This is a genomic window from Salinimonas sediminis, assembly GCF_003429285.1.
Lineage (GTDB): Bacteria > Pseudomonadota > Gammaproteobacteria > Enterobacterales > Alteromonadaceae > Alteromonas > Alteromonas indica.
Genome location: NZ_CP031769.1, coordinates 197,860 through 219,933 on the forward strand (window position 1 = coordinate 197,860; position 22,074 = coordinate 219,933).

Consider the following 22,074-nt stretch of genomic DNA (forward strand, 5'->3'; position numbering starts at 1 on the left):
GACTGCCCTACGTTTAGGTGTGTCTGTAAAAGCGCAATGTGGTGAGGGGCTTTCACAGGTGGTGTTGTAGCTCATACGCAGGATCGGGCGGTTGGTTTAAAATTGCCTTGGGAAATAAGTAAAAAGCCTGCTGACAGAAATAAAAAAACGCCGGCAGAACGCCGGCGTTTGAGTAGGGTTACCGAGCTAAAAAACTAGTGCCCGGCCGGTGTTTTCTGATTCGCGCGTTTTTGTTTAAACTCGGACTGGCTGGTCCATTGCGGCCATTGCTCTTGCCCCGCCAATGTCTGCATTAGCTCGCCAATCAACGCCAAATCCTGTTTTACGCCGCCCAATGACCAGGACGCAAAATAGTCATCGCCACTTTTATGATAGCGGTTGGCGATAAAATCAGGGTCGGTGTCGCCCAGGCTCATAAACAGATAAGCCGGTACCCCCTCTCTGGCGAGGGCAAAATGGTCAGAGCGGAAAAACAACCCATTCTGCGGACGCGGATCTTGTTTGACTGAACGTCCTTGTGCTTTAGCAATGCTGGCAACGGTGTCTTCAAGTGTGCTCAGCCCCTCGCCGTATTGCAGGGTGTAGTCCACGGCATCGTTGACGTTCATGCCATCAATGTTTAAAAAAGCCACTAGTTGGTCGGCAGGCACTGGCGGGTTTTGGGCAAAATGCTTGGCGCCCAGCAAGCCGGTTTCTTCAGCAGTAAACGCACTGAACACAGTGGTTCGGCGTAACGGTGTTTGTTGCTGTTGGTTAGCAAACTGCTGGGCAAGGGCGAGCACTCCAGCTACCCCCGAAGCATTATCTACGGCCCCGTTTAATACCACTTCTTTACCGTTTTCCAGCGCTTTCCCTAAATGGTCCCAGTGTGCATGCAGTACTACCCATTCGTCGGGTGCTTCACTGCCCGGTAGCAGAGCAGCCACATTGCGCGAGGTTTTCTTCTCAATAGTATTGCGGAGTGTCAGATTGACAGGCTGGTTTAGCGGTATGGCTTTGAAGCCCGGCTTGGCGGCTGCTTTTTTCGCCTTGCGATAATCCATACCGGCGGCAGCGAATATCTGCTCGGCAGCTCGTAAATGAAGCCAACCCATCACCCCTATCTGGTCCTGGTTATTATGTTGGTCAATAAGCGTAAATTTTGTATTTGTGTTGGAGTTTTGAATAACCCCCCAACCATAACCTGCCGGCATGGTTTCATGGACAATAAAAACCGCTTTCGCGCCTTGTCTGGCGGCTTCTTCATACTTATAGGTCCAGCGGCCATAATAGGTCATGGCATTGCCATTAAACAGGGTGTTGTCTTTCGCTGCAAAGCCGGGATCATTTACCAGTACAATAACGGTTTTGCCGGTGACATCGATATTGGCATAATCATTCCAATCGTACTCGGGGGCGTTAATACCGTAGCCGGCAAACACGACCTCATCGTTTTGTAATGCGACGGTTTTAGCTATTTGCTGGGTCCGGGCAGTAAACTCACTGCCGTTGGCAAAAGACAGTTTCCCTATCTGTAGGGTCATCGACTGGTCGGCCGTAATCTGAGCCAGGGGTACAGGCTGTACGTAACTGTCACCGAAAGCAGGCTGCAAACCCATGGATTTAAACCGTTTGGTTAAGTAAGCGATGGTCTTATCTTCGCCAGCCCCTAGCGGAGCCCGGCCTTCAAACGCATCGCTGGCCAGGGTTTTAACATCTTCACGGTATTGGTCAAGGTTGACATCTTGCCCCACCGCAGGGTCGGCCTGCACCTGTGCGCTTAACAAAAGCGCCAAGGTAGTAAAAGTACGTAGTAACATAGTGAAGTCCGTTATTATTGAAATATGCCGCCTAGCCTTGCGCACTTTAGGGGAAGAAATCAACTTTCAATTTTCCCCAAAGCCGCCCAATACTGCTTTTTACAAGATTAATTTTGTGCCATGCGGTTTAAATTAGCCCCCTTGCTAGGTAAGCTGAACACTACTATCTACCACTACCTGTAAAGGAATTGGTCCTGATACAATAAAGTCATAGCGAAGTCATTGTGCATCGCTATAATACGCGCAAATTGTTTATCTATGGCCTGGGCTGTATGCCTGCAGCCGGCCTTAACTACTGGAGTGGCAGCCTTGTCTGAGTGGAGCATCGAAGAAGCTGAAAAGCTATATGGCGTATCGCGTTGGGGAGGAGGGTATTTTGAAATAGGCGAAAATGGCAATGTTCATGTTACGCCCGTGCCTTCCGACAAAAGTATCCGCATTGATTTTCAGGCCCTGATTAATGAAATCCGCGAAGAGGGTGTGCAGTTTCCGGTAGTGGTGCGTTTTCATGATGTGCTGCGTTCGCAAGTTGCCAGCTTAAATACCATTTTCCGTGACACCATTGAAGAAGCTGAATTCAACGGCCAGTATCAGGGGGTTTACCCCATTAAAGTTAACCAGATGCGTGAAGTGGTAGAAGAGATTGTCGATGCAGGCGAACCCTTCAACTATGGTTTGGAAGCTGGCTCGAAGGCGGAGCTCATCACCGCCTTGGCATTAAATACCAATGAAAATTCCCTGACCATTTTAAACGGCTACAAAGACGATGAGTTTATGCGTTTGGCGCTGTTAGGGCGTAAGCTTGGCCGTAAAATGGTAGTGGTGGTGGAAAAATACACCGAACTATTGCTATTGGTGAAGGTAGCGAAAGAACTTAACGTTGACCCGATTATTGGCGTACGCGCTAAAATGACCGTGAAAGGCCGCGGGAAGTGGGAAGGTTCAGGGGGCGAAAGAGCAAAGTTTGGGCTGACTATTGCTGAAATTATCAAAACAGCGCGTTATCTGGAAGAAAACAATATGGGCCACTGCCTGAAGTTGTTGCACTTTCATATTGGCAGCCAGCTTACCGACATTCGGGCGGTGAAAGAGGCGATCAGCGAAGGCGCGCGAATTTACGCTGATCTACATAAAATGGGCTTTGCCCTGGATTATGTTGATGTGGGCGGTGGCTTAGGCATCGATTACGATGGCAGTGCCTCTACCAACGAGTCCTCGCGCAATTACAACATGCAGGAATACGTGGCAGATGTTGTGTATGGCATGAAAGAGGTGTGCGATCTGGAAAAGGTTCCGCACCCTAACCTGGTGAGTGAAAGTGGTCGGGCGATTACCGCTCATCATAGCTGCGTAGTGACAGAAATTGTGGGCGAAATTCGCTCAAATAGTGCAGAAATTGATACCTCCGCTAAAGAAAATGAGCATGTGTTTGTGAAAAACATCCGCGACTTGGAAGACTATTTCGACGAGCAAACCAGCATGCAGGAAGTATACAACGACGCCTCTCAATACAAAGAGCAGGCGTTGGATGCCTTTAAACTTCGGGTACTAAACTTAGAAGAACTGGCCAAAATAGAAACCATTTACTGGCGAATTATGGTCCGCCTGAAACAATGGTGTGACACTCAGGATTATTTTCCCGAGGAGCTACAGGAACTGGACTACAGCTTGTCGTCACAGTATCTGTGTAATTTTTCGGTATTCCAGTCGGCGGCCGATACCTGGGCTATCGATCAGTTGTTACCCGTGGTACCGCTAACCCGGATGAACGAAAAACCCTCGGTGAACTGTACGCTGGTAGATATTACCTGTGATAGTGACGGCAAGATTGATCAGTTTGCAGTGGGCCGGGAAATTACCGATATCCTGCCGATGCATCCATTGAAAAAAGATGAGCACTATCATGTAGGGCTGTTTTTGACCGGAGCGTATCAGGATGTAATGGGCGACATGCACAATCTGTTCGGACGCTTAAACGAGGTACATATTTACAGTCATGACGACGACCCGGAAGACTTCTACATTGAAGAAGTAGTGAAAGGTTCATCGGTACAGGATGTACTGCATATTATGCAATATAATCCCCGGGCTATGGCCTATGATGTGAAAAAGCTGATTGATAAGCAGGTTTCTGCTGGCAACATTATGCCCCGTGAAGGTGTACGCTGGACAGATTTCTATGAAGACTGTTTAAGCGGCTATACCTACCTGAAAACCGGCGGGTAACGACCTCAGGCTGGCGGTTAGTGGCCGTCAGCCTGTTCGTAATAGCGTTTCCAGAACTCTGCAGTAGTCGAATTAATCATATTCGACTCGGCATTCATCAGCATGACATAACCCGCTTTTGTGACCGGATCAAAAGACACATCGGCCCGGTACCCTTTCACCCAACCACCGTGGTAGTTCAAGCGGTGCCCATTAAAATCGTACACCCGCCAGCCTAACCCATAATGGGCATCTTTTAGTAATCCACGCCAGCCACGACGATATACTTCCCGGGTAGTTTTAACCCGTGGTTCGGTTATCTGGCTAACCAGCTCCGGGGGCACTACCGTGGGAAATTCGCCTAATAATGCCTGTAAGTATATGGTCATGTCGGTAATACTGGCGTTCACCCCTGCCGCGGGGGTAAACCGGTAATAATTGCTTTCCACCACACCTTTGCGCCATTTATTCCGGGCGATGGCAATATGCGGCCGGGCCCAGCTGTCAGACGCCATCAAGGCCCCTTTGCCGGCGCTGGCGGTTTTCATGCCCAGTGGGGTAAACAGTTGTTCCTGAATTTGCCGATGATAGGATGTGTTTTGATCTATTAAGTAGTGCTCAATAGCCCCAAACAGTGCGTTTTGATAGGTATAACACTGGCCAGGGGCACAAATAGGCTCCAGCTTCGCCAACTGGGCAAGCACTTTATCTAATGGGTAGTCTGCTTCGATAAGATTATCGTAGGCATTGGGCATAAAACCGCTGGACTGGCCGCTGATATGTTGTAATTCCAACTGATCCATGCCCACCCCTTCAAACGGGATTTGGGGAGCCAGTTCGCTGATGTTCATATCCCAGCGCATAACATCGCTTTGGACCAATTTAGCCAGTAACAAAGCGGTGAAAGACTTAGATACCGAGGCTAATCTGAAAACCGTATCCTGGTTAATCAGATTACCATTGCTGTAGGTGCGGCCATACACATACACCTTTGGCGTTTCGCCTTGCTGATAGTATACAAAGGCATAGCCTGGAATATCATATTTGTACGCCTGACCTTTCACGTAGCGGGCGTAGTCTTCAACCCATTGTTGAGTTTTTGCCTGAGCGGCCCCTCCTATTGTTAGCCAAAGCAATACCATCAGGGTCAACCAGAAACATCGGCAGTGACGCAATTTCAGCAAAAGGGCTCCGAAACAGTTATCGATACGTGGACATATGCCAGCGTAATACTAGTAGTGCGCCGTATTATGCGTATGGGGGGCCATAGAATCAACCAAAGGGTTTTTAAAGGTTACTTCCGATTTCATCGCTTCTAGGTATCCGAAGTGGTTTACACTGTGTAGCAGATGATCCCGAGGTAGTGGTAATGACCAGTAATCACAACCGTTCACATGGCCCCCAAACCCAGGCATTTTACCGCCAGGCCCGGCTGAGCCGCGACCCCAGGTTTGATGGAGTATTTTTTGTGGGGGTCACCAGCACCGGTATTTTTTGTCGGCCAGTATGCCCGGCGCGGTTGCCTGCTGAAAAAAATGTTATTTATTATCAACGTGCCATAGAAGCGCTGGCGGCTGGTTATCGACCCTGTTTACGTTGTAGACCCGATAGCGCGCCGCAGTCTGCCGCCTGGAAAGGCGTAGGTAGCACAGTAGGCAGAGCAGAAAAATTACTGGCTGAGCTACCCGCTATGCCGGTGGCGCACATTGCGCGTCGCTTAGGGGTGTCGCAGCGGTATTTGTGCCAGCTAACTTCCCGCTATCTGGGGTTAGCGCCCAAACAATTACAAATTTTTCATCAGTTACTGTTTGCCAAACGATTGCTTCAGCAGTCAGGGTTGTCTGTGGCTGAGGTCGCGATAGCATGCGGTTTTAACTCATCCCGCCGTTTACAATGTTTAATGCAACAGCACTGGCAACTTACGCCCAGTGCCTTAAGGAGCAACAAAAAAGTGAGCCATGATCCTGCTACCATTCAGCTTTTTCTGGCCTGTCGAGCACCGTACAACTGGCCCCAGGTGCGTGATTTTCTAGCCGGGCACGCGCTGACCTTGGTAGAGCAAGTGAGCGACACCAGTTATGCACTGGCATTTAACTGGGGACAAAGCCCGGGTCATCTCATTGCCACGTTCAATCAAAAGAAGTGTGGTTTTGATGTGGCGTTAAGACTGACCGACCTGACCAGTATTCAGCCAGTCATGGAAAATCTCGCCAGGGTTTTGGATACTCATGCTGATCCATTACTTATTAGTCAGGCCCTGCAAGCTGCGGGTATTGCTCCTCAACAGTTGGTTGAAGGGCTTCGGTTACCAGGCACCTGGTCATATTTTGAAGCCGGATGTCGGGCTGTACTGGGCCAGCAAATTTCAGTCAAAGCAGCCACCAATTATGCCAATCAACTGGTGGCCAAAACCCATACCGAAAATCAATACGGGCCGGTATTCCCCAGCCCCGAAGCGGTTGTGGCCATGCCCCTCGATGCTCTGCGCTTACCTGCTTCGCGCCAACATACTTTACGTGCACTGGCCACGGCGTTTACCGCTAGCGAACCGCCCACTCGTGCGGACTTACTGGCCTTGAAAGGCATTGGGCCCTGGACCTGTGATTACATGGCATTGCGTGGGGCGGGCGACAGTGATATTTATCTGGAGAGCGATTTAATTGTACGTAAAGCGGCTGCGGCGCAACCAATACAAGCCGCCCAGGCTACGCCCTGGCGTACTTATTTAACCCTGCAATTGTGGGATATTGCGGTAAACCAGCAAGCGGAACGCTAATGTATATTCAAACTATGTCTACCCCTTGTGGGCAGTTGGCGGTAACAGCCAATAATACCGGCCTTACTCGGGTGGTATTTGATGACACCGTCAAGCCCACCCAGGCTAATGCGCTAACTCAGCAGGCTATTAGCCAACTGGAGCAATATTTCAGTGGAAGCCGAACCCGCTTCAGCTTGCCTCTGGCCGCAGTGGGGACGGTATTTCAAACACGGGTGTGGCAGGCGCTTAACGACATTGAGTTTGGCCAGACCGCCAGTTACGCTGATATCGCCCGGCGCATCGATAACCCTAAAGCGGTGCGTGCAGTGGGGATGGCCAATGGGCGCAACCCACTTGCTATTGTGGTGCCGTGTCATCGTATTATAGGCAGTAACGGTACGCTTACCGGGTACGCGGGCGGGTTAGCCCGCAAACAGTATTTACTTAATATGGAAGGAGCAGGCAAGCATGCCGCTACGTGAAATTCTGGCGCTACTATTGCTGGCCGCTATCTGGGGCGGGTCGTTTATGTTTATGCGGGTCGCTGCGCCCGAGTTTGGTATTTTTGCGCTGGTGGAAGTTCGCACCGTGCTGGCCACGCTGGTGTTATTACCGGTACTTCTTTTACGCAGGCAACTGGCCGATGTGCGGCGGTTTTTCTGGCCAATTTTTGCTATCGGGGCGATCAACACTGCCATACCTTTTGCGCTATTTAATTTTTCCAGTTTGCATTTAGAGGCGGGCGTCAATGCTATTTTGAATGCTACCGCGCCAATGTTTGGGGCCCTGATTGCGTTTATCTGGTTGCAGGAAAAGCTATCTAAAGTCGCAATTTTGGGGTTACTGCTTGGCTTTGCTGGGGTGGCGGTAATCAGTGAACAGAAGCTGCACGGTGGACAATTAACCCTGGCCCCCATTCTAGCCGCCTGTGGAGCCACGGCCTGTTATGGGTTGGCCGCTTGCATGATGAAGCGTTATTTACAAGGCGTTAAACCGCTGGCGGTGGCGGCGGGCAGCCAGGCTATGGCCTCGGTAATGTTATTACCGCTGGCCCTCGCAACCTGGCCGGCGGTAAACCCATCGACACACGCCTGGCTCAATGCGGTGGCGTTAGCTGTAGCGGGTACTGGTATTGCGTACCTGTTGTATTTTCATCTTATTGCCAGTGTTGGTCCCTCTAAAGCCATCACGGTGGCTTATCTGGTGCCACTATTTGGTATTTTGTGGGGCTTGGTGCTGTTAAATGAAAGCCTGTCAGCACAGGCGCTAGCTGGCGGAGCCTGTATTTTAGTGGGGGTCGCAATGACCACCGGGGTAACCCGCCTGTTTGCCAGGCGGGGCTTTGCTCCGGCCAAGTAGGCTTAGTTGATTAGTTGCATTCTTACCAGGTTGCAGCCGTCGCGGCGGGCCTGGTAAAGCGCATCTTCAGCATAACTGGTTACCTCGTGCATAGGCCGGCTGGTAGCGGTATACGAAAGCCCAAAAGTAGCAGTCAGCTTCAATTGCAGGGCTTTATCAATGGGCGGTAAGTCCTGCATACCTTTTCGCAGTGCTTCAGCAATTTGCTGGGCCTCATGGGGGCCGGTTTCTGGTAGCAATATAATAAATTCTTCGCTACTCCAACGTCCCAACACATCCTTGTTACGTAGCGCCTTTTGTAAATAGGTTACAATATGCTGATGTACTTCATCACCGGTGGCCCGGCCGTAGGTATCATTAATCACCGCAAAGTTGTCAATATCAACCAACACCACGCTCAATGAATGGTAGGCTTTAAGCACGTTATTGTAGTTGTCTTCGACTTGCGCACGGTCAGGTAAGCGTGGGGCGGGTGGTATAACAATATCCCGGTGAATATCCCGTCGAAAATAGGCCAGTAAATGGTTAATCATCATAAACAACGAAAATACCACCACTAACAGGGTTACCACGCTTACAATAAATCCCTGCGAAATATCGGTTTGCCGTTTATCCAGCGGGCTTAGCAAAAATACCGTCCAGTCGAATTGATTCAGGCTAACCTCGGCAATCAGGTATTCCTGTTGATCAATCGTAATCAACCGGTTATTCAGGGCGCGTTCGGCTTTCACATCTTCAGGCAAACTGGCGTACCAGGGCAGCTCGGATAAGTTGGTGAAATCGGAATACTCCGCCATCAAGGTGGCTTCGGACGAGAGCATGATATCGCTTTTATCATCAACAAAAATAAAGTCGTAACCGTATTGCTGCTTGTAGGTATTAAATATTTGCAGGAAACTTTTCAGGCTTTTACCCACGCCAAAAAAACCCAGAAACTCGCCTTCATCGTCAAAAATTTTAATATCGATATAAAAATGCGTATCTTCCCACTTGCCAATGTCGGCCACAGCATTTTCTGGCTGATCGCGGTACTTGAAGTACCAGCTTACTTGCCCTTCAATGAGCGGTATAACGGTGCCATCAGACATGTATTGCATACGATCTTTCTCACTGGCCACAAAAAACACCAGGTTGAATTGCTGCTCCAGACGTTCGAGCATGGCAAAAACATCTTCACTGTCTGGTTTAGGCTGTTCAAGCAAAGTAACCAGTTCCTGCGAACGGCCCAACGCTTCAGAAATATGTAACGGCTTTAATAGCTCCTCTACAATCAACGCGATGGCCGGCGACATAGACTGTTGCTGGGCCCGGCTTTGTTCCGCGACTATCTTCGACACACTAAAGTGCACCAGTGTTACGATGGCGATGACCACCACCAAAAATAATAACAGTATGCTGCGATGTAGTGTTCTGAACGCGGTCACGAAAATGCAAACTCCTTTGCAAGTTATAGATATTTATAAATATTAGAAGTTAAGTATAACTGTTCACACATTGAACGCCTAGAGAGCAAACCGATTAAACAAAATCTGGGTTTTAGCGTATTCAATCGCTGACTATGGCCTACGCCTTGGTTACACTAAGCCTAATATTATTTTTATGCTAATAACAGAATTTAAGGAATTTGCATGGCGTTTTCGGTTGTTGTTCTGGCAGCGGGTAAAGGTACCCGGATGAAATCAGCGTTACCCAAAGTACTGCATAAAGTAGGAGGGGTAGCAATGGTGCAGCGTATCATTAACACCGTAGAGCAAATGCAGGCCAGCGCAGTCCACCTGGTGTACGGCCACGGCGGCGATTTACTCAGGCAGCACGTTTCGGGGAATAACCTGAACTGGTGTTTGCAAGCAGAGCAGCTGGGCACCGGCCACGCTGTGCAACAAGCCGCCGACCATGTAAAAGATGATGAAGATGTACTGATTTTGGTGGGTGACGCGCCGCTTATTCGCCAGCAAACGCTGGAACGATTGGTGAGCGTGAAACAACAGTGCGACCTGGCGTTATTGACTGTTGAATTACCTGACCCCACGGGGATGGGACGTATAGTACGCTCGGCAGACGGCAATATTACCGCTATTGTAGAGCACAAAGATGCGACCGACGAACAGCGGGCTATTAACGAAATTAATACCGGCATGATGATGATGAACGGGGCTGATTTAAAACGGTGGCTTAAAGCCTTGAGTAACGACAACGCGCAAGGCGAATATTATCTGACCGATGTTATCGCAATGGCGGCTGCTCAGGGCAAGGTGATACAGGCTGCACAGCCCGATGAGGTAGTGGAAACCGAAGGTGTGAACAACCGGGTGCATCTGGCCAAGCTGGAACGCGCTTTACAGCGCTGGAATGCTGAAACGCTCATGCATGGTGGTGCCACGCTGGCCGATCCGGCTCGTATTGATGTGCGTGGCAGTGTTACTACCGGCAGTGACGTATTTATTGATGTGAACTGCGTGTTTGAAGGCGAGGTTACGCTAGGTGACAACGTGGTCATTGGGCCTAACTGTGTATTAAAAGACTGTACCGTGGCAGACAACGCAGTGATTGAAGCCAACAGTATGCTTGATCAAGCGCAAGTGGGTGAGGCCTGTACAGTAGGGCCATATGCCCGCTTACGGCCAGGCGCAATCATGCACAAAGCCGCTAAAGTAGGTAATTTTGTTGAAATGAAAAAAGCGGTATTGGGCGAAGGTGCAAAAGCCAACCATCTGACTTATCTGGGCGATGCCGAGGTTGGAGAAGGCGCTAATATTGGGGCCGGTACCATCACTTGTAATTATGACGGCGTGAATAAATCTACCACCCAGATTGGTAAAAATGCGTTTATTGGCAGTAACTCTGCGTTGGTGGCGCCGGTCTCAATTGCTGACAATGCCACGGTGGGTGCCGGGTCAGTTATCACTGCCAATGTGGAAGACGGGGCCTTGGCTATTGCCCGCGGTAAGCAGCGAAATATTGCTAACTGGCCACGCCCTAAAAAGAAAAGCTAGGCGATATTAAGGCCTGGAACGCGCCCGCCGCTATGCGTAGGCGGGCCTATTCTGGCCAGTTTCAGGGTACACGCATCTGCGTTTTTTCCTGCCTTGTAGGGGATAATTCGTCAGCGCAGAACGCCGGATAAAGGGCTACCATATGCCCTTTACTCAGCCCAGCAGCGGTGCACCTAACGGTATTCTTTTATCCACGGGCTCAATAGCCAGGAGGCGTCAAATAAGCCCCCTGACGAACAGCGCCCAAACAGCCACAAGGCCCATTATGATATCTACCCTGCTAGTTGGTTTTGGCTTTTCAGCCCAGACATTTCACCTGCCCTTCATTACTGGTTTAGACGACTACTCCTTGTGTGGTGTGGTGTCGTCTCGGCCAGACGACGTGCATAAGGTACTGCCTGATGTTGCGGTTTATGCCACATTGGAAGAAGCATTAGAACATGCCGCCCCACAGCTGTGTGTTATTACCACCCCTAATCACTTGCACTATGCGCAAGCTGCACAATGTCTTGAATCTGACAGCCATGTCTTGGTGGAAAAGCCTTTCACCCTATCCGCGGCAGATGCCGAAGCGTTATGTGGTTTGGCTACAAGCCGCAATAAAACCTTGCATGTGTACCATAACCGGCGGTACGACGGCGATTTTCTGACATTAAAGGCGCTGGTAGCACAAGACCGGTTTGGCGGTATAAAGCGGATGGTAAGCCGGTTCGACCGGTTTCGCCCGGTGCCGAAAAATCGCTGGCGTGAAAATGCCGGCCCGGGGGCGGGTATATTCTGGGACCTGGGGCCCCATCTGTTAGACCAGTGCGTACAATTGTTTGGTCTACCTGAGGCCGTAAGCGCTACCATCAAAACCTTACGCGACAACGGCCAAAGCGATGACTTTTTTGAAGTGAATTTGCATTACCCGGATACCCTGGTACAGGTAGGAAGCTCGCCCTACCAAGGTGGCGAAACATTGCGTTTTGATGTGCAGGGGCCGGCCGGCAGCTTCCGTAAGTATGGCTTGGATCCGCAGGAGCAACAGCTTAAAAATGGCATGGCAATTACCGATACGCAGTTTGGTATTGAATCAGATGAATCTTTCGGTAAGTTTTGTTTTGAAACTGACGGTGAAGTTATTCCCACCCTCGCCGGTGACTATATTGGGTTTTATCGCCAGTTAGCAGCAAGTATTGGTGAAGGCGCGCCTTCACCCGCTTCAGCTCCCAGTGTTGTCCCCGTTATCCGGCTAATTGAGTGGGCCTTCGAAAGTGCGCTTAACGACGCGCCTGTGCGCATCAAAGACTAGCCAATAGCAGTAAGTTTAATTTGCAAAACGTAACAAATGCATGTTAAATGCGTTTCACGGTGTAATATTAAGTTTCGAAATGCAAAAGCGCAATACGCAGCAGCGTCGCCAGGCCATTGCTGACTGGGTAAATGAACATGGGCATGTACAGGTGGATGACCTGGCGGCCCAATTTTCAACCTCCGAAGTGACGATTCGTAAGGATTTGACCCTTTTAGCCGAGCAGGGTTTGCTGGTTCGTCAATTTGGCGGCGCAGCCCCGTTGCCGGCGGCCGAACCGCCGCCGAAAACGACGCGTACCAGCTTGTCTCGCCAAAAGGCGGCAATAGGCCATTGCGCGGCCAGCCTGTTACATAATAATGCCCGCATCATTATAGACAGTGGCAGTACCACCGCTTCGATTCTACCCCATTTAATCGACTTTTCCCGGCTGGTAGTGATGACCAACTCGCTCAATGTCGCTAATTATCTAACCCAACAGGACAATGAGCCTACGGTATTGATGACGGGCGGTACCTGGGATCCGCAATCGCAGTCATTTCAGGGGCACATGGCAGAAAAAGTCACCCATGCCTACAGTTTTGACTATGCTTTTATAGGCGCGTCGGGCATAGATGTGGCACGGGGAACCACCACCTTTAATGAATTAACCGGACTGACAGAAACAATGGCAAAAGCTGCCCGTGAGGTAGCCGTGGTAGCGGAGTCGAGTAAATTTGACCACCGCATGCCTAACCTGGAATTGCCCTGGCAGTCTATAACTTACCTTATTACCGACAGCGAAATCGCACCGTCGGTAAAACAGGCAATATCAGAACAAGGCGTGAAAGTAATGATAGCCACGCCAAACGGAGAGTGATGTATGTGTGGAATAGTAGGGGCGGTTGCCGAGCGTAACGTAGTCGAAATTTTGCTGGAAGGGTTAAAGCGTCTGGAATACCGGGGCTATGATTCTGCCGGTGTTGCGTTATTGCAAGACGATGGCACGTTAAACCGCATCCGCCGTACCGGTAAGGTACAGGAGTTGGTGGACGCGGTAACCAGTGATAATGCGCTGGGTACCACGGGTATTGCACATACACGCTGGGCCACTCATGGCGGTGTTACCGAGGCTAATGCCCACCCGCATTTTTCAGCTGAACGGGTAGCGGTGGTGCACAACGGTATTATTGAGAACTACCTGGATTTGCGCGACCAGTTGCGGGCTAAAGGCTATACCTTTACCAGTGACACTGATACCGAAACGATTGCCCATACTGTGAATGAAGAGCTTAAAGCGGGTCATCCGCTATTAAAAGCAGTACAAAATTCAGTGAAGCAGTTTCATGGTGCTTACGGTACGGTCATCATGGATAAACAAGATCCAGCCAAAGTAGTGGTGGCCCGTTCAGGCAGCCCGCTGGTTATTGGTCTGGGCTTGGGCGAAAACTTTATTGCTTCTGATCAGATGGCCTTATTACCAGTCACCCGTCGTTTTATCTTTTTAGAAGAAGGTGATGTGGCCGAAATCACGCGTCGCGAAGTCAATATTTTTGATCAAGCAGGACAGCCAGTAGAGCGTGAAATCGTCGAGTCGAATATCGAACACGATGCGGGTGACAAAGCCGGTTACCGCCACTATATGCTCAAAGAAATCCATGAACAGCCTACCGTGGTGCGTAATGCACTAAAAGGACGTTTGGAAGAGCATGGCCTGGCCCCGGATATCTTTGGTGAAGGTGCAGAAAACGTACTGGCAAACGTCAAGCATGTACAGATTATCGCCTGTGGTACCAGCTACCATGCGGGTATGACCGCCCGTTACTGGTTAGAGCAATATGCCAATGTATCGTGTGGTGTGGAAATCGCCTCTGAGTTCCGCTACCGCAAATCAGTGGTGCATGAAAATAGTCTGCTGGTCACTATTTCTCAGTCTGGTGAAACGGCGGATACTTTGGCGGCCCTACGGTTAGCTAAAGAATTAGGTTATATGTCGAGCCTGACTATTTGTAACGTACCTGGCTCGTCGCTGGTGCGCGAGTCGGACCTGGCGTTTATGACCAAAGCTGGCGCGGAAATTGGCGTGGCCTCAACCAAGGCGTTTACCACCCAGCTTACCGCGTTTTTGATGCTGACTCTGGCAATAGGTAAACATAACGGGTTAAGCGAGACCGACAGCAAGCAAATCGTTCAGGCGCTGCATAGCCTACCGGCGAAGCTGGAAGAAACCCTGACCATCAGCGAGGGTATTGAAGATTTAGCTGAAGAATTTGCAGATAAAAACCACAGCCTGTTTTTAGGCCGGGGCGACCAGTACCCTATTGCGATGGAAGGGGCGCTGAAACTGAAAGAAATTTCTTATATTCACGCCGAAGCTTACGCCTCTGGTGAACTAAAGCACGGCCCGCTGGCCTTGATAGACGAAGAGATGCCGGTGATTGTGGTTGCGCCGAATAACGAACTGTTGGAAAAACTGAAGTCCAATGTTGAAGAAGTTCGGGCTCGTGGCGGCATCATGTATGTATTTGCCGATAAAAACGCGCGTTTCTCTAGTGATGAGACGATGCGGGTAATTAATGTGCCGCATTGTGAACCGGCTATTGCCCCAATTATCTATACCTTGCCATTACAGTTGCTGTCCTACTACGTAGCCCTTATCAAGGGTACTGACGTCGACCAGCCGCGTAACCTGGCTAAGTCGGTTACGGTAGAATAACGTTTTATAAGGCATGATAAAAAAGCTGACTTCGGTCAGCTTTTTTTGTACCTGAAACCGGCCCACTAACACCGTTCTTACCGTTATTGCGTATGCGGTATTTTATTTAAAGGGCCTATCGGTATAGGCGATACCACAAGGCCGGGTTTAACCGCTATGTTGGGCCAGCCTTGCTTGCCAGTCGCCCTGATGTTGGCGCTGACAGCTTTCTTCACTATCGAGCCTGACATGGCGGCGAATATCCTTTACCCGAATTCCAGCCTTTAGCAAATGGCCCTGTATCAATTGCCGTAATTTTTTATCAAAGCCGTTTTCTATGGCCTGCTGTACTTCCAGTTCTATATTGAATACGCAGGTTATTACCAGGCTTCCGGGGAAATGATTGTAGCGGACAGTATGCGTGAGCCACTCAAACCCAATATCCCACTGTTTTGCGGTTTCACAGGCGGTGGTAAGAACTTTTACAATATTGTCGTCGCGTTTTTTAATGGTGCTTTTCATTGTTGTTTAACGGTTAGGTTCAAAGCTGCGCGAATAATAACACGATTGACAGCCTGCATTATGCTTGGGTCTTTCCCCCCGTTCTGTTATTGCCGTTTCGCTTACTTACGCTGTTGGGCCAGTACGCTGATTGTGTTTATCCTGGTGTTATACCCTGACTCAGCCTCTGAGTTAGCTTTTGAATTCGCTCCTGAATTAGCTATGCAGAAGAGGCTGGGAAGCCCCCATACTGGCCCGTCACCCCCATCTTATAAGGTAGTGGCGAACGGTTTTAGCTGACGGTTTTTATCGATAAGCAATGGATAGTCAGTACGGCCTTTTACCGGCCAGTTATTGCGCCAGCTCTGAGCATCGTGTACCCCCCAGAAAGTGATTCTGGAAAGGCTGTTCTGGTGACGGCGAAAGACCGCGAACAAATCTTGATAGCGCGCGGCCAGCTGTTGGTTGATAGCCGCAGGTAATGTATCGGGGTAGGGGTTCAGGCTCTCATCCATAGCGACATTCAGGCTCACTTCGGCGCCATCTTCCGGTTCACCGGGGAATGGAATTACCGACACGTCTAGCTCAGTGATCATGACTTTTATACCTAAAGCAGCAAAGGCTTCAATGGAGGCTTCTACCTCTTGCAACGCCGGATGAGTAAGCGAATAGTGGCCTTGCATACCAATGCCATCAATCCGAATGCCCTGGGCTTGGAGTGATTTGATTAGCCTGACAGCGCCGGCCCGTTTGTCGGGTGCAAATAAATTATAATCGTTGTAATAAAGCTCGGCGTCAGGGGCGGCTTGCGCGGCCATTTTAAAGGCTTCAGCAATATAATCGTCGCCCACAATCTGCTGCCATTTGGAAGCGCGTAATGTGCCGTCTTCGTTAAGTGCTTCGTTCACTACGTCCCAGCCTTTAATTGTATTTTTGTAACGCCCGGCAACGGTAGCGATATGGCTCTGCATTCGCTGCAACAAGGTGGTGCGCGATACGGTACTGCCATCGTCATTTTCAAAGATCCAGTCCGGCGCCTGAGAGTGCCAGATCAATGTATGGCCGGTCACTGCCATGCTATGGGTATTAGCAAATTCGATAAGGGCATCGGCAGGTGCGAAATGATAAGTTTCTGGCGCAGGATGAATCGCTTCCCACTTCATCATATTTTCGGGTGTTACTGCATTAAAGTGCTGTTGGAGTAATGCCGCATCCTGCGGCAAGCTGCCGTCTACCTGCTGCTGGTTAACCGCCGCCCCTACCAAAAAGGGGCTTAAGAGTGTTTTTAGCGCAGGCTTGGTCGCAGGTATCTCATTGATAGAATTACAGGCGGTCATTGTTAATAACATAGCGGCGAGAGCAGTCGTAAAGCACATAAAAAAGGGGCGATGCATAAGGCTTTTACAATCCTTTGTCAGTAAGGCAGGGCAACAGCCTACCGCTAAAGCAGCGATGCCCGGATTACGGTTTTTGTAAATCCATATTGCGAAAATTTGTCACCTTTTAGAATGATATTTTGCACTAGCGGGGTAGTTTAAATTTTCATTAAGTTCTCAATAACTTACTATCAGTGTGCCATCAAAAGGTGTGGTGGCTTTTTATAAGTTATGAACAAGGAATGATATGAAAAAGGCAATACTTACTATGTCGCTGGGGCTGTTGTCGTGCAATGTATTGGCAGCAGCGCCCGCGTGGGACTATGCGCAGTTAAGTATCATCAAAGCTGATTATGACAGCGCTGTCGAGCTCAAACCCATCGGCGGTATGGTGTTTGTATCGAATGAGTTAAGCGAACATATGTTTATAGCGGGCTCCTATTCTTATCTGCGCGATGAGGTATACGGCACCGATGTGGAGGTTTCGCAAAGTACGCTTGGTGTGGGTTACAAATACAGTGTGACTGCCAACACCGATGTCTTTTCAGCCATTACGTTTGAATACGGCGACAACACCGTGAAAGCGCCGGGCTACAGCCAGTATGATGATGGCAGTGGCTATGGCGTGATGGCGGGCGTACGTTCTCTTATAACCTCACAGATCGAACTCAAAGCGGCGCTGCGGTTTGTCGATATTGATGGCGAAGACGAAACCAGTCTTGGCCTGGCCGCAGATTATCTGATTACGCCACGGTTTGCGGTAGGCGTTAACTACGATAACGGCAGTGCATTTTCCTTGGTGGGCATAAACCTTCGTTACAACTACTAGTAACCTGCGCCACGCCCAGGCGTGGCAACCCAACCAGCCTCAGCCCTTAGCCCTTAGATAAGTCTGGCCGGGACGCCCGGCCGTATGCTTATACTCGCTGAAACTCAGGCAATACCCAGTTGGCCAGGTCGTCAATTATCACCTCGGTGGGTAATGCGGTATTGACCAGTTGCAACGCTACGTGGTTTACCCCAATACGCCTTAAAGCATCTAACTCCTGAATTAAACCGTTAATGCCGGTCCGTAATACGGGGCCAATACGCTGCGCGGCAGTGTCTTGCTGGTTGCAAAAATCGAGTTGTAAAAAGCATGCATAGGGCTTATTACCAGCCAGACAGCGCCATTTGGCTACCTGTACACTGTGCTGTTCACAACTTGCCGCCGGGGCCAGCCAGCCATCCATATTCGCGCCCTGCCACTCAATATCGTTGCCCTTGATATGCGTACCGTAAACACAGAATGCCTTGGGAGCAGGGATGGCCAGTTTGCCATCCAGCATTCCATCACAATGCTTACGCATTAGCCAATCTACTGCCTGTTGATAAAGCGCCTGCTCGGGGCCTTTAAAAGACGCGCCATAAGGTAGGCTGCCCACCCCCAGTATCAACCTGTGTTGGCTTAGCCGGGCCAGTGTTTGCGCAGATGTTTTCACCAGCATTGGTTGCTTAAGGGGTAACGTTATGCCGCTGGCACCAAGCAGGATGTCGGTGGTAATGCAGGCCAGATAACCCAAATAAGAGAAAGTCTCAAAGATTTGCGCAATGTTCTGGCTGTCCTGGTAGTGAAAGGTGGTATCGGGCATCCATACCGCGCTAAAGCCAAGCCGGTCGGCTTGCTGCACACGTAATTTGTGTTCGTGTATGTTCAACCTGACCTTTTCAGGCGCGCTGGCCTCGCGGTGCTGATCGCCACGCTGGCCTATATTGTCAAACGGTGGATTTAAGGGCAATGCTATGCCGACACTAAATCCCATTTTATATAGCTTTTCAAAAGCCATAGTGTTCCTTCCTTCACGCCAAAGCGTGCGCTGGACCACTTATAATAATTATGTAAGTGAATCAATACGGGGCCAGCTTATGTTGCCGGGTTTGCCCATGAAGTTAATTCACTGTGGTGTACAAAATTGCCGGTTACAAATAGTGTCATAGCCTGCTTCCTGCAAGGTAACCGGTTTATAAGGTAAAGTTTACCCTCGCTAAAGCATATCCATTGCTGGTATGTTTGTTAATACATTTTTTCAAAGTATCTTTGTTAATTTATTATTGATAATGAATATTGATCACTTAAGGTTATTCTTACGTATTGCGGCGCTTCACAATATCAGTCAGGCAGGGGCCGAAATTGGCCTGTCTGCGGCGGTAGCCAGCGCGCATTTAAACAAATTGGAAACCGGTTTGGGTGTTCGGTTATTTCATCGTAGTACCCGAAGTGTCACGCTGAGTGAGGAAGGAGAAGCCTTTTTGCCCCATGCTGAAGAAGTGTTAGCGAGTATTGAAGCCGCGCGGGCTTCGGTAGGATCAGGCAGTATCGAACCGATGGGGACCTTACGCATGACTGCGTCAGCCTCATTTGGGCGACAGCACCTGGTCCCGGCCATTGATGCCTTTATGCAACAATACCCGCAGATAAAAATAGATTTGCGCTTATCCGACACCATTATGGATTTAGTGGAAGGCGGTTTTGATCTGGCTATCCGCAATGCGCCTCTCAAAGACTCCTCATTGGTGGCCCGAAAGTTGGCTCCGGATCTACGTATTGTAACTGCCTCCCCCGGCTATCTTGACCAGCATGGCGAGCCTGCTTGCCCTCAGGATATTGCTCAGCATACATGTATAAGTCTGATGAACATGGATACCTGGACATTCGCCGCCCCCGAAGGTGATTACAGTGTCAAAGTAAATAGCCGCTTTAGTACCGATAATGGGGAAACCATGCGGGATGCCTGCTGTGCGGGGATGGGGCTGGCGATTAACTCTACCTGGAACTGTCACAAACAACTGCAGGATGGCTCCTTGGTACAGGTATTAAAAGATCATCCCCTGCTAATGGATGTGGCCGTATGGGCGGTTTATCCAAGCTCGCGCATGCTGGCCCCGAAAGTTCGGGCGATGATTGACTTTTTACTTAACTGGTTCGGGTCTACCCCTTACTGGGACGCGCCCTTACACAACCCGGAACAGCCCGTTTGAACGGCTAAGCAGCCTGCCCGTTATGCCAGCGTCCGGTTATCTTCAGGGTATCATCCAGGGTTAAAAAATTCCCGATATAGCCCGGCGCCAGCCGGCCGATGTTGGATAAGCCCAAAAACGTGGCCGGCGTGGCTGTAGCCATTTGTAATGCATGCTCGCGGCTTATACCCGCTAACTGATGTGCATTCATCACCGCTTCGTCCATCGTCAGTACCGACCCTGCCAGCGTCCCGTCAGCAAGGTTTAACGTACCGTTTTGCTTAAACACTGTTTCCCCCTGATACATAAAATGATCGGTATCACTGGCCGCCGGGGCCATGGCATCAGTAATGAGCATAATGTGTTGCGGCCCTTTTAAGCGGATAGCCAGGGTGGCGCTGGCAGGGTGCACATGGGCATTGTCGATAATCAGACCACAATAAATATGCTCATTATACAGCGCGCTACCTACCACGCCTGGTTCGCGGCTGGATAACCCAGACATGGCATTGAACAGGTGGGTGGCCCCGGTGGCCCCTGCCGAAAATGCCTCATTGCACTGCTCAAAGCTGGCATTAGTGTGGCCAACACTTACAATAACGTTCTGCCCAACCAGCTCAGCAATCTGGCTTGTAGAAACCTGCTCCGGCGCTACCGTTACCATGACCTGGCCCAGGTCCTTGCGAGTAAACAGAGCCATTTCCGGCGGGCTGATAGCCCGTAAATGCCGAGCGCTGTGCATCCCTTTTTTGGCGCTGCTTAAATGTGGCCCTTCAAAGTGAATACCCACAAAACAGCCTGACTGCTGACGATGGGCCGCCGCTACAGCATCAGCAGCCTGTTGCATTATGGCAATATCGTCGGTGATCACTGTGGGCAGCAAGCTGGTGGTACCATGGGCCAAATGGGCCTTAGCCATTTGGGCCAAACAGGCGGCGGTAGGATTATGGTTAAATTGCTCGCCGCCACCACCGTTTACCTGCACGTCAATGTAGCCGGGGCACACCAGCCCGGTGAGTTGTTCGGCGTTGCCCGCCTGGGCGTTCGCGGTAAGCGTGGAAATATACCCATCATGTACAGTGAAACGTACATCTTGCAAAAGATGTGTGCCGTCAAATAGCGTTGAGCAGAAAAAATCAGACATGCTGTAATTTACCTGGAGTTGGCTCAAAAATATCACCCCGGGCCAGCGCTACCGCGCCTTCTACCGGGGAGCCCAGCGGGGCGGATAATTGGGTGGTCAAGTCGGAAGGCAACCAGGGGAGCCACGGCTTTGCCAGGCCCCCAATTAGACTAAAACGGGCTGGCTTGTGCGTGGCAATCTGCGCTGCCAGTTGACGTAAATAGTCGCCGCCTTCGGCCAGAATATCGCGCGCATTATGATCGCCTAGCTGGGCCTGGGCGAAGACCAGCGGAGCAAATGCGGCGTAGCCTGCTGAGCGTAGGTGTAATGACTGGGCTACCAACTGCGCCGCATCACTGGTGCCGGCTTGTTGGCATATAGCCTGACTTAACCCGCTGGGTGGATGTAGCGCATCTAAAGTTTCAAGCGTGTAACTTAATGCTCGCCAGCCTAGCCAGGCGCCAGATGCTTTGTCGCCCAATGGAAAACCATGGCCGCCGAGTATGCGTGGGCCCTGTGAGGTGGTTACAAACGCTGAACTACCGGTACCAGTAATAATAATGGCTCCCGTGTCGGTACCGTGGGCCCCGGCGCAAGCAATGTGCAAGTCTGTGGTAAAGGTGACATTGCTTACCGGCAAGGTCCATTGGCGGACAATAGCGGCATAAGCCGGCACGCTGATACCCGCTAACCCCAACACCGCTCGGGTTTGCTGTAACATCCGGGGAGGTAAACCGGCTTGTACAGGGAGTGCGTGCATCGCCTGGGTTATCGAGGCTAATGCTTCAGCGGTATCCTGCGCCGGATTGGCCGGGCCGGTAATACACTCGGCCAGCACTTCACCCGCAAGGTTTTCCAACCGGGCATGGCATTTGGTTCCCCCACCATCTATACCCAGTACATATTCGATAGAATTGGCCACAATATCTGCATAATATTAATTAAAATTCGCCGTTAGTGTACCGATAATATGCTCAAAACCCTATAGCAAAAAG

At 50.3% G+C, this 22,074-nt stretch carries 18 protein-coding genes; 10 read left to right on the forward strand and 8 right to left on the reverse strand.

Annotated features, from left to right (window positions below; translation table 11 throughout):
* Positions 1–194: 194 nt before the first annotated feature.
* Positions 195–1,799: a M28 family metallopeptidase gene (locus D0Y50_RS00965; protein ID WP_117315053.1), complete on the reverse strand. Its 1,605-nt coding sequence runs from the start codon at positions 1,797–1,799 to the stop codon at positions 195–197.
* A gap of 309 nt (positions 1,800–2,108) precedes the next feature.
* On the opposite strand from D0Y50_RS00965, the gene speA reads away from it, so the two are divergent.
* Positions 2,109–4,025: a biosynthetic arginine decarboxylase gene (gene speA / locus D0Y50_RS00970; RefSeq protein ID WP_176582440.1), complete on the forward strand. Its 1,917-nt coding sequence runs from the start codon at positions 2,109–2,111 to the stop codon at positions 4,023–4,025.
* A 17-nt stretch (positions 4,026–4,042) separates the two neighbouring features.
* Here the strand turns inward: speA and D0Y50_RS00975 are convergent, their stop codons facing one another.
* Complete coding sequence (locus D0Y50_RS00975) at positions 4,043–5,146, reverse strand: serine hydrolase domain-containing protein (protein WP_108567792.1); 1,104 nt, start codon at positions 5,144–5,146, stop codon at positions 4,043–4,045.
* A 227-nt stretch (positions 5,147–5,373) separates the two neighbouring features.
* On the opposite strand from D0Y50_RS00975, the gene D0Y50_RS00980 reads away from it, so the two are divergent.
* Genes D0Y50_RS00980 through D0Y50_RS00990 form a run of 3 tightly spaced genes read left to right on the forward strand, consistent with a single transcriptional unit; the run spans position 5,374 to position 8,121 of the window.
* Positions 5,374–6,780 (forward strand): DNA-3-methyladenine glycosylase 2 family protein, encoded by a 1,407-nt coding sequence (locus tag D0Y50_RS00980; protein ID WP_117315057.1) that lies wholly within the window; start codon positions 5,374–5,376, stop codon positions 6,778–6,780.
* Positions 6,780–7,244, forward strand: a complete 465-nt coding sequence (locus D0Y50_RS00985) for a methylated-DNA--[protein]-cysteine S-methyltransferase (RefSeq protein ID WP_117315059.1) — start codon at positions 6,780–6,782, stop codon at positions 7,242–7,244. Before D0Y50_RS00980 ends, D0Y50_RS00985 begins: the two co-directional genes overlap by 1 nt.
* Complete coding sequence (locus tag D0Y50_RS00990; RefSeq protein ID WP_117315061.1) at positions 7,231–8,121, forward strand: DMT family transporter; 891 nt, start codon at positions 7,231–7,233, stop codon at positions 8,119–8,121. Before D0Y50_RS00985 ends, D0Y50_RS00990 begins: the two co-directional genes overlap by 14 nt.
* 2 nt (positions 8,122–8,123) lie before the next feature.
* Here D0Y50_RS00990 and D0Y50_RS00995 read toward each other — a convergent pair whose 3' ends face one another.
* Positions 8,124–9,545 (reverse strand): diguanylate cyclase domain-containing protein, encoded by a 1,422-nt coding sequence (locus tag D0Y50_RS00995; protein WP_108567796.1) that lies wholly within the window; start codon positions 9,543–9,545, stop codon positions 8,124–8,126.
* Positions 9,546–9,749: 204 nt separating this feature from the next.
* Here D0Y50_RS00995 and glmU point away from each other — a divergent pair, with 204 nt between their 5' ends.
* The 4 genes from glmU (at position 9,750) to glmS (ending at position 15,103) form a co-directional block, all read left to right on the forward strand.
* A complete protein-coding gene (gene glmU / locus D0Y50_RS01000; protein WP_117315063.1) occupies positions 9,750–11,114 on the forward strand; it encodes a bifunctional UDP-N-acetylglucosamine diphosphorylase/glucosamine-1-phosphate N-acetyltransferase GlmU in 1,365 nt (454 codons plus the stop codon).
* A gap of 265 nt (positions 11,115–11,379) precedes the next feature.
* A complete protein-coding gene (locus tag D0Y50_RS01005) occupies positions 11,380–12,408 on the forward strand; it encodes a Gfo/Idh/MocA family oxidoreductase (protein ID WP_117315065.1) in 1,029 nt (342 codons plus the stop codon).
* 79 nt (positions 12,409–12,487) lie between these two features.
* Positions 12,488–13,267, forward strand: coding sequence for a DeoR/GlpR family DNA-binding transcription regulator (locus D0Y50_RS01010; RefSeq protein ID WP_108567817.1), 780 nt, complete (start codon positions 12,488–12,490; stop codon positions 13,265–13,267).
* Positions 13,268–13,270: 3 nt separating this feature from the next.
* Positions 13,271–15,103: a glutamine--fructose-6-phosphate transaminase (isomerizing) gene (gene glmS / locus D0Y50_RS01015; RefSeq protein ID WP_117315067.1), complete on the forward strand. Its 1,833-nt coding sequence runs from the start codon at positions 13,271–13,273 to the stop codon at positions 15,101–15,103.
* A gap of 147 nt (positions 15,104–15,250) precedes the next feature.
* On the opposite strand, the gene D0Y50_RS01020 is transcribed toward glmS, so the two are convergent.
* Both D0Y50_RS01020 and D0Y50_RS01025 read right to left on the reverse strand, forming a co-directional pair.
* Positions 15,251–15,604 (reverse strand): Fis family transcriptional regulator, encoded by a 354-nt coding sequence (locus tag D0Y50_RS01020; RefSeq protein ID WP_108565810.1) that lies wholly within the window; start codon positions 15,602–15,604, stop codon positions 15,251–15,253.
* Positions 15,605–15,852: 248 nt separating this feature from the next.
* Positions 15,853–16,920, reverse strand: a complete 1,068-nt coding sequence (locus D0Y50_RS01025; protein WP_117318588.1) for an endo-1,4-beta-xylanase — start codon at positions 16,918–16,920, stop codon at positions 15,853–15,855.
* A 286-nt stretch (positions 16,921–17,206) separates the two neighbouring features.
* Between D0Y50_RS01025 and D0Y50_RS01030 the strand changes: the two genes are divergently transcribed.
* Positions 17,207–17,788: an outer membrane beta-barrel protein gene (locus D0Y50_RS01030; protein ID WP_108565809.1), complete on the forward strand. Its 582-nt coding sequence runs from the start codon at positions 17,207–17,209 to the stop codon at positions 17,786–17,788.
* Between the two features lie 88 nt (positions 17,789–17,876).
* Here D0Y50_RS01030 and D0Y50_RS01035 read toward each other — a convergent pair whose 3' ends face one another.
* Positions 17,877–18,785 carry an LLM class flavin-dependent oxidoreductase gene (locus D0Y50_RS01035; protein ID WP_117315069.1) on the reverse strand — a complete coding sequence of 303 codons (909 nt, stop codon included), beginning with the start codon at positions 18,783–18,785 and terminating at the stop codon, positions 17,877–17,879.
* Positions 18,786–19,056: 271 nt separating this feature from the next.
* Between D0Y50_RS01035 and D0Y50_RS01040 the strand changes: the two genes are divergently transcribed.
* The gene (locus D0Y50_RS01040; RefSeq protein WP_108565851.1) at positions 19,057–19,977 is read left to right on the forward strand and encodes a LysR family transcriptional regulator; all 921 of its coding nucleotides are present in this window, start codon (positions 19,057–19,059) and stop codon (positions 19,975–19,977) included.
* A 4-nt stretch (positions 19,978–19,981) separates the two neighbouring features.
* Here the strand turns inward: D0Y50_RS01040 and nagA are convergent, their stop codons facing one another.
* Positions 19,982–21,100 carry an N-acetylglucosamine-6-phosphate deacetylase gene (gene nagA, locus D0Y50_RS01045; RefSeq protein ID WP_117315071.1) on the reverse strand — a complete coding sequence of 373 codons (1,119 nt, stop codon included), beginning with the start codon at positions 21,098–21,100 and terminating at the stop codon, positions 19,982–19,984.
* Positions 21,093–22,001 (reverse strand): BadF/BadG/BcrA/BcrD ATPase family protein, encoded by a 909-nt coding sequence (locus D0Y50_RS01050; protein WP_170145428.1) that lies wholly within the window; start codon positions 21,999–22,001, stop codon positions 21,093–21,095. Before D0Y50_RS01050 ends, nagA begins: the two co-directional genes overlap by 8 nt.
* Between the last annotated feature and the right edge of the window lie 73 nt (positions 22,002–22,074).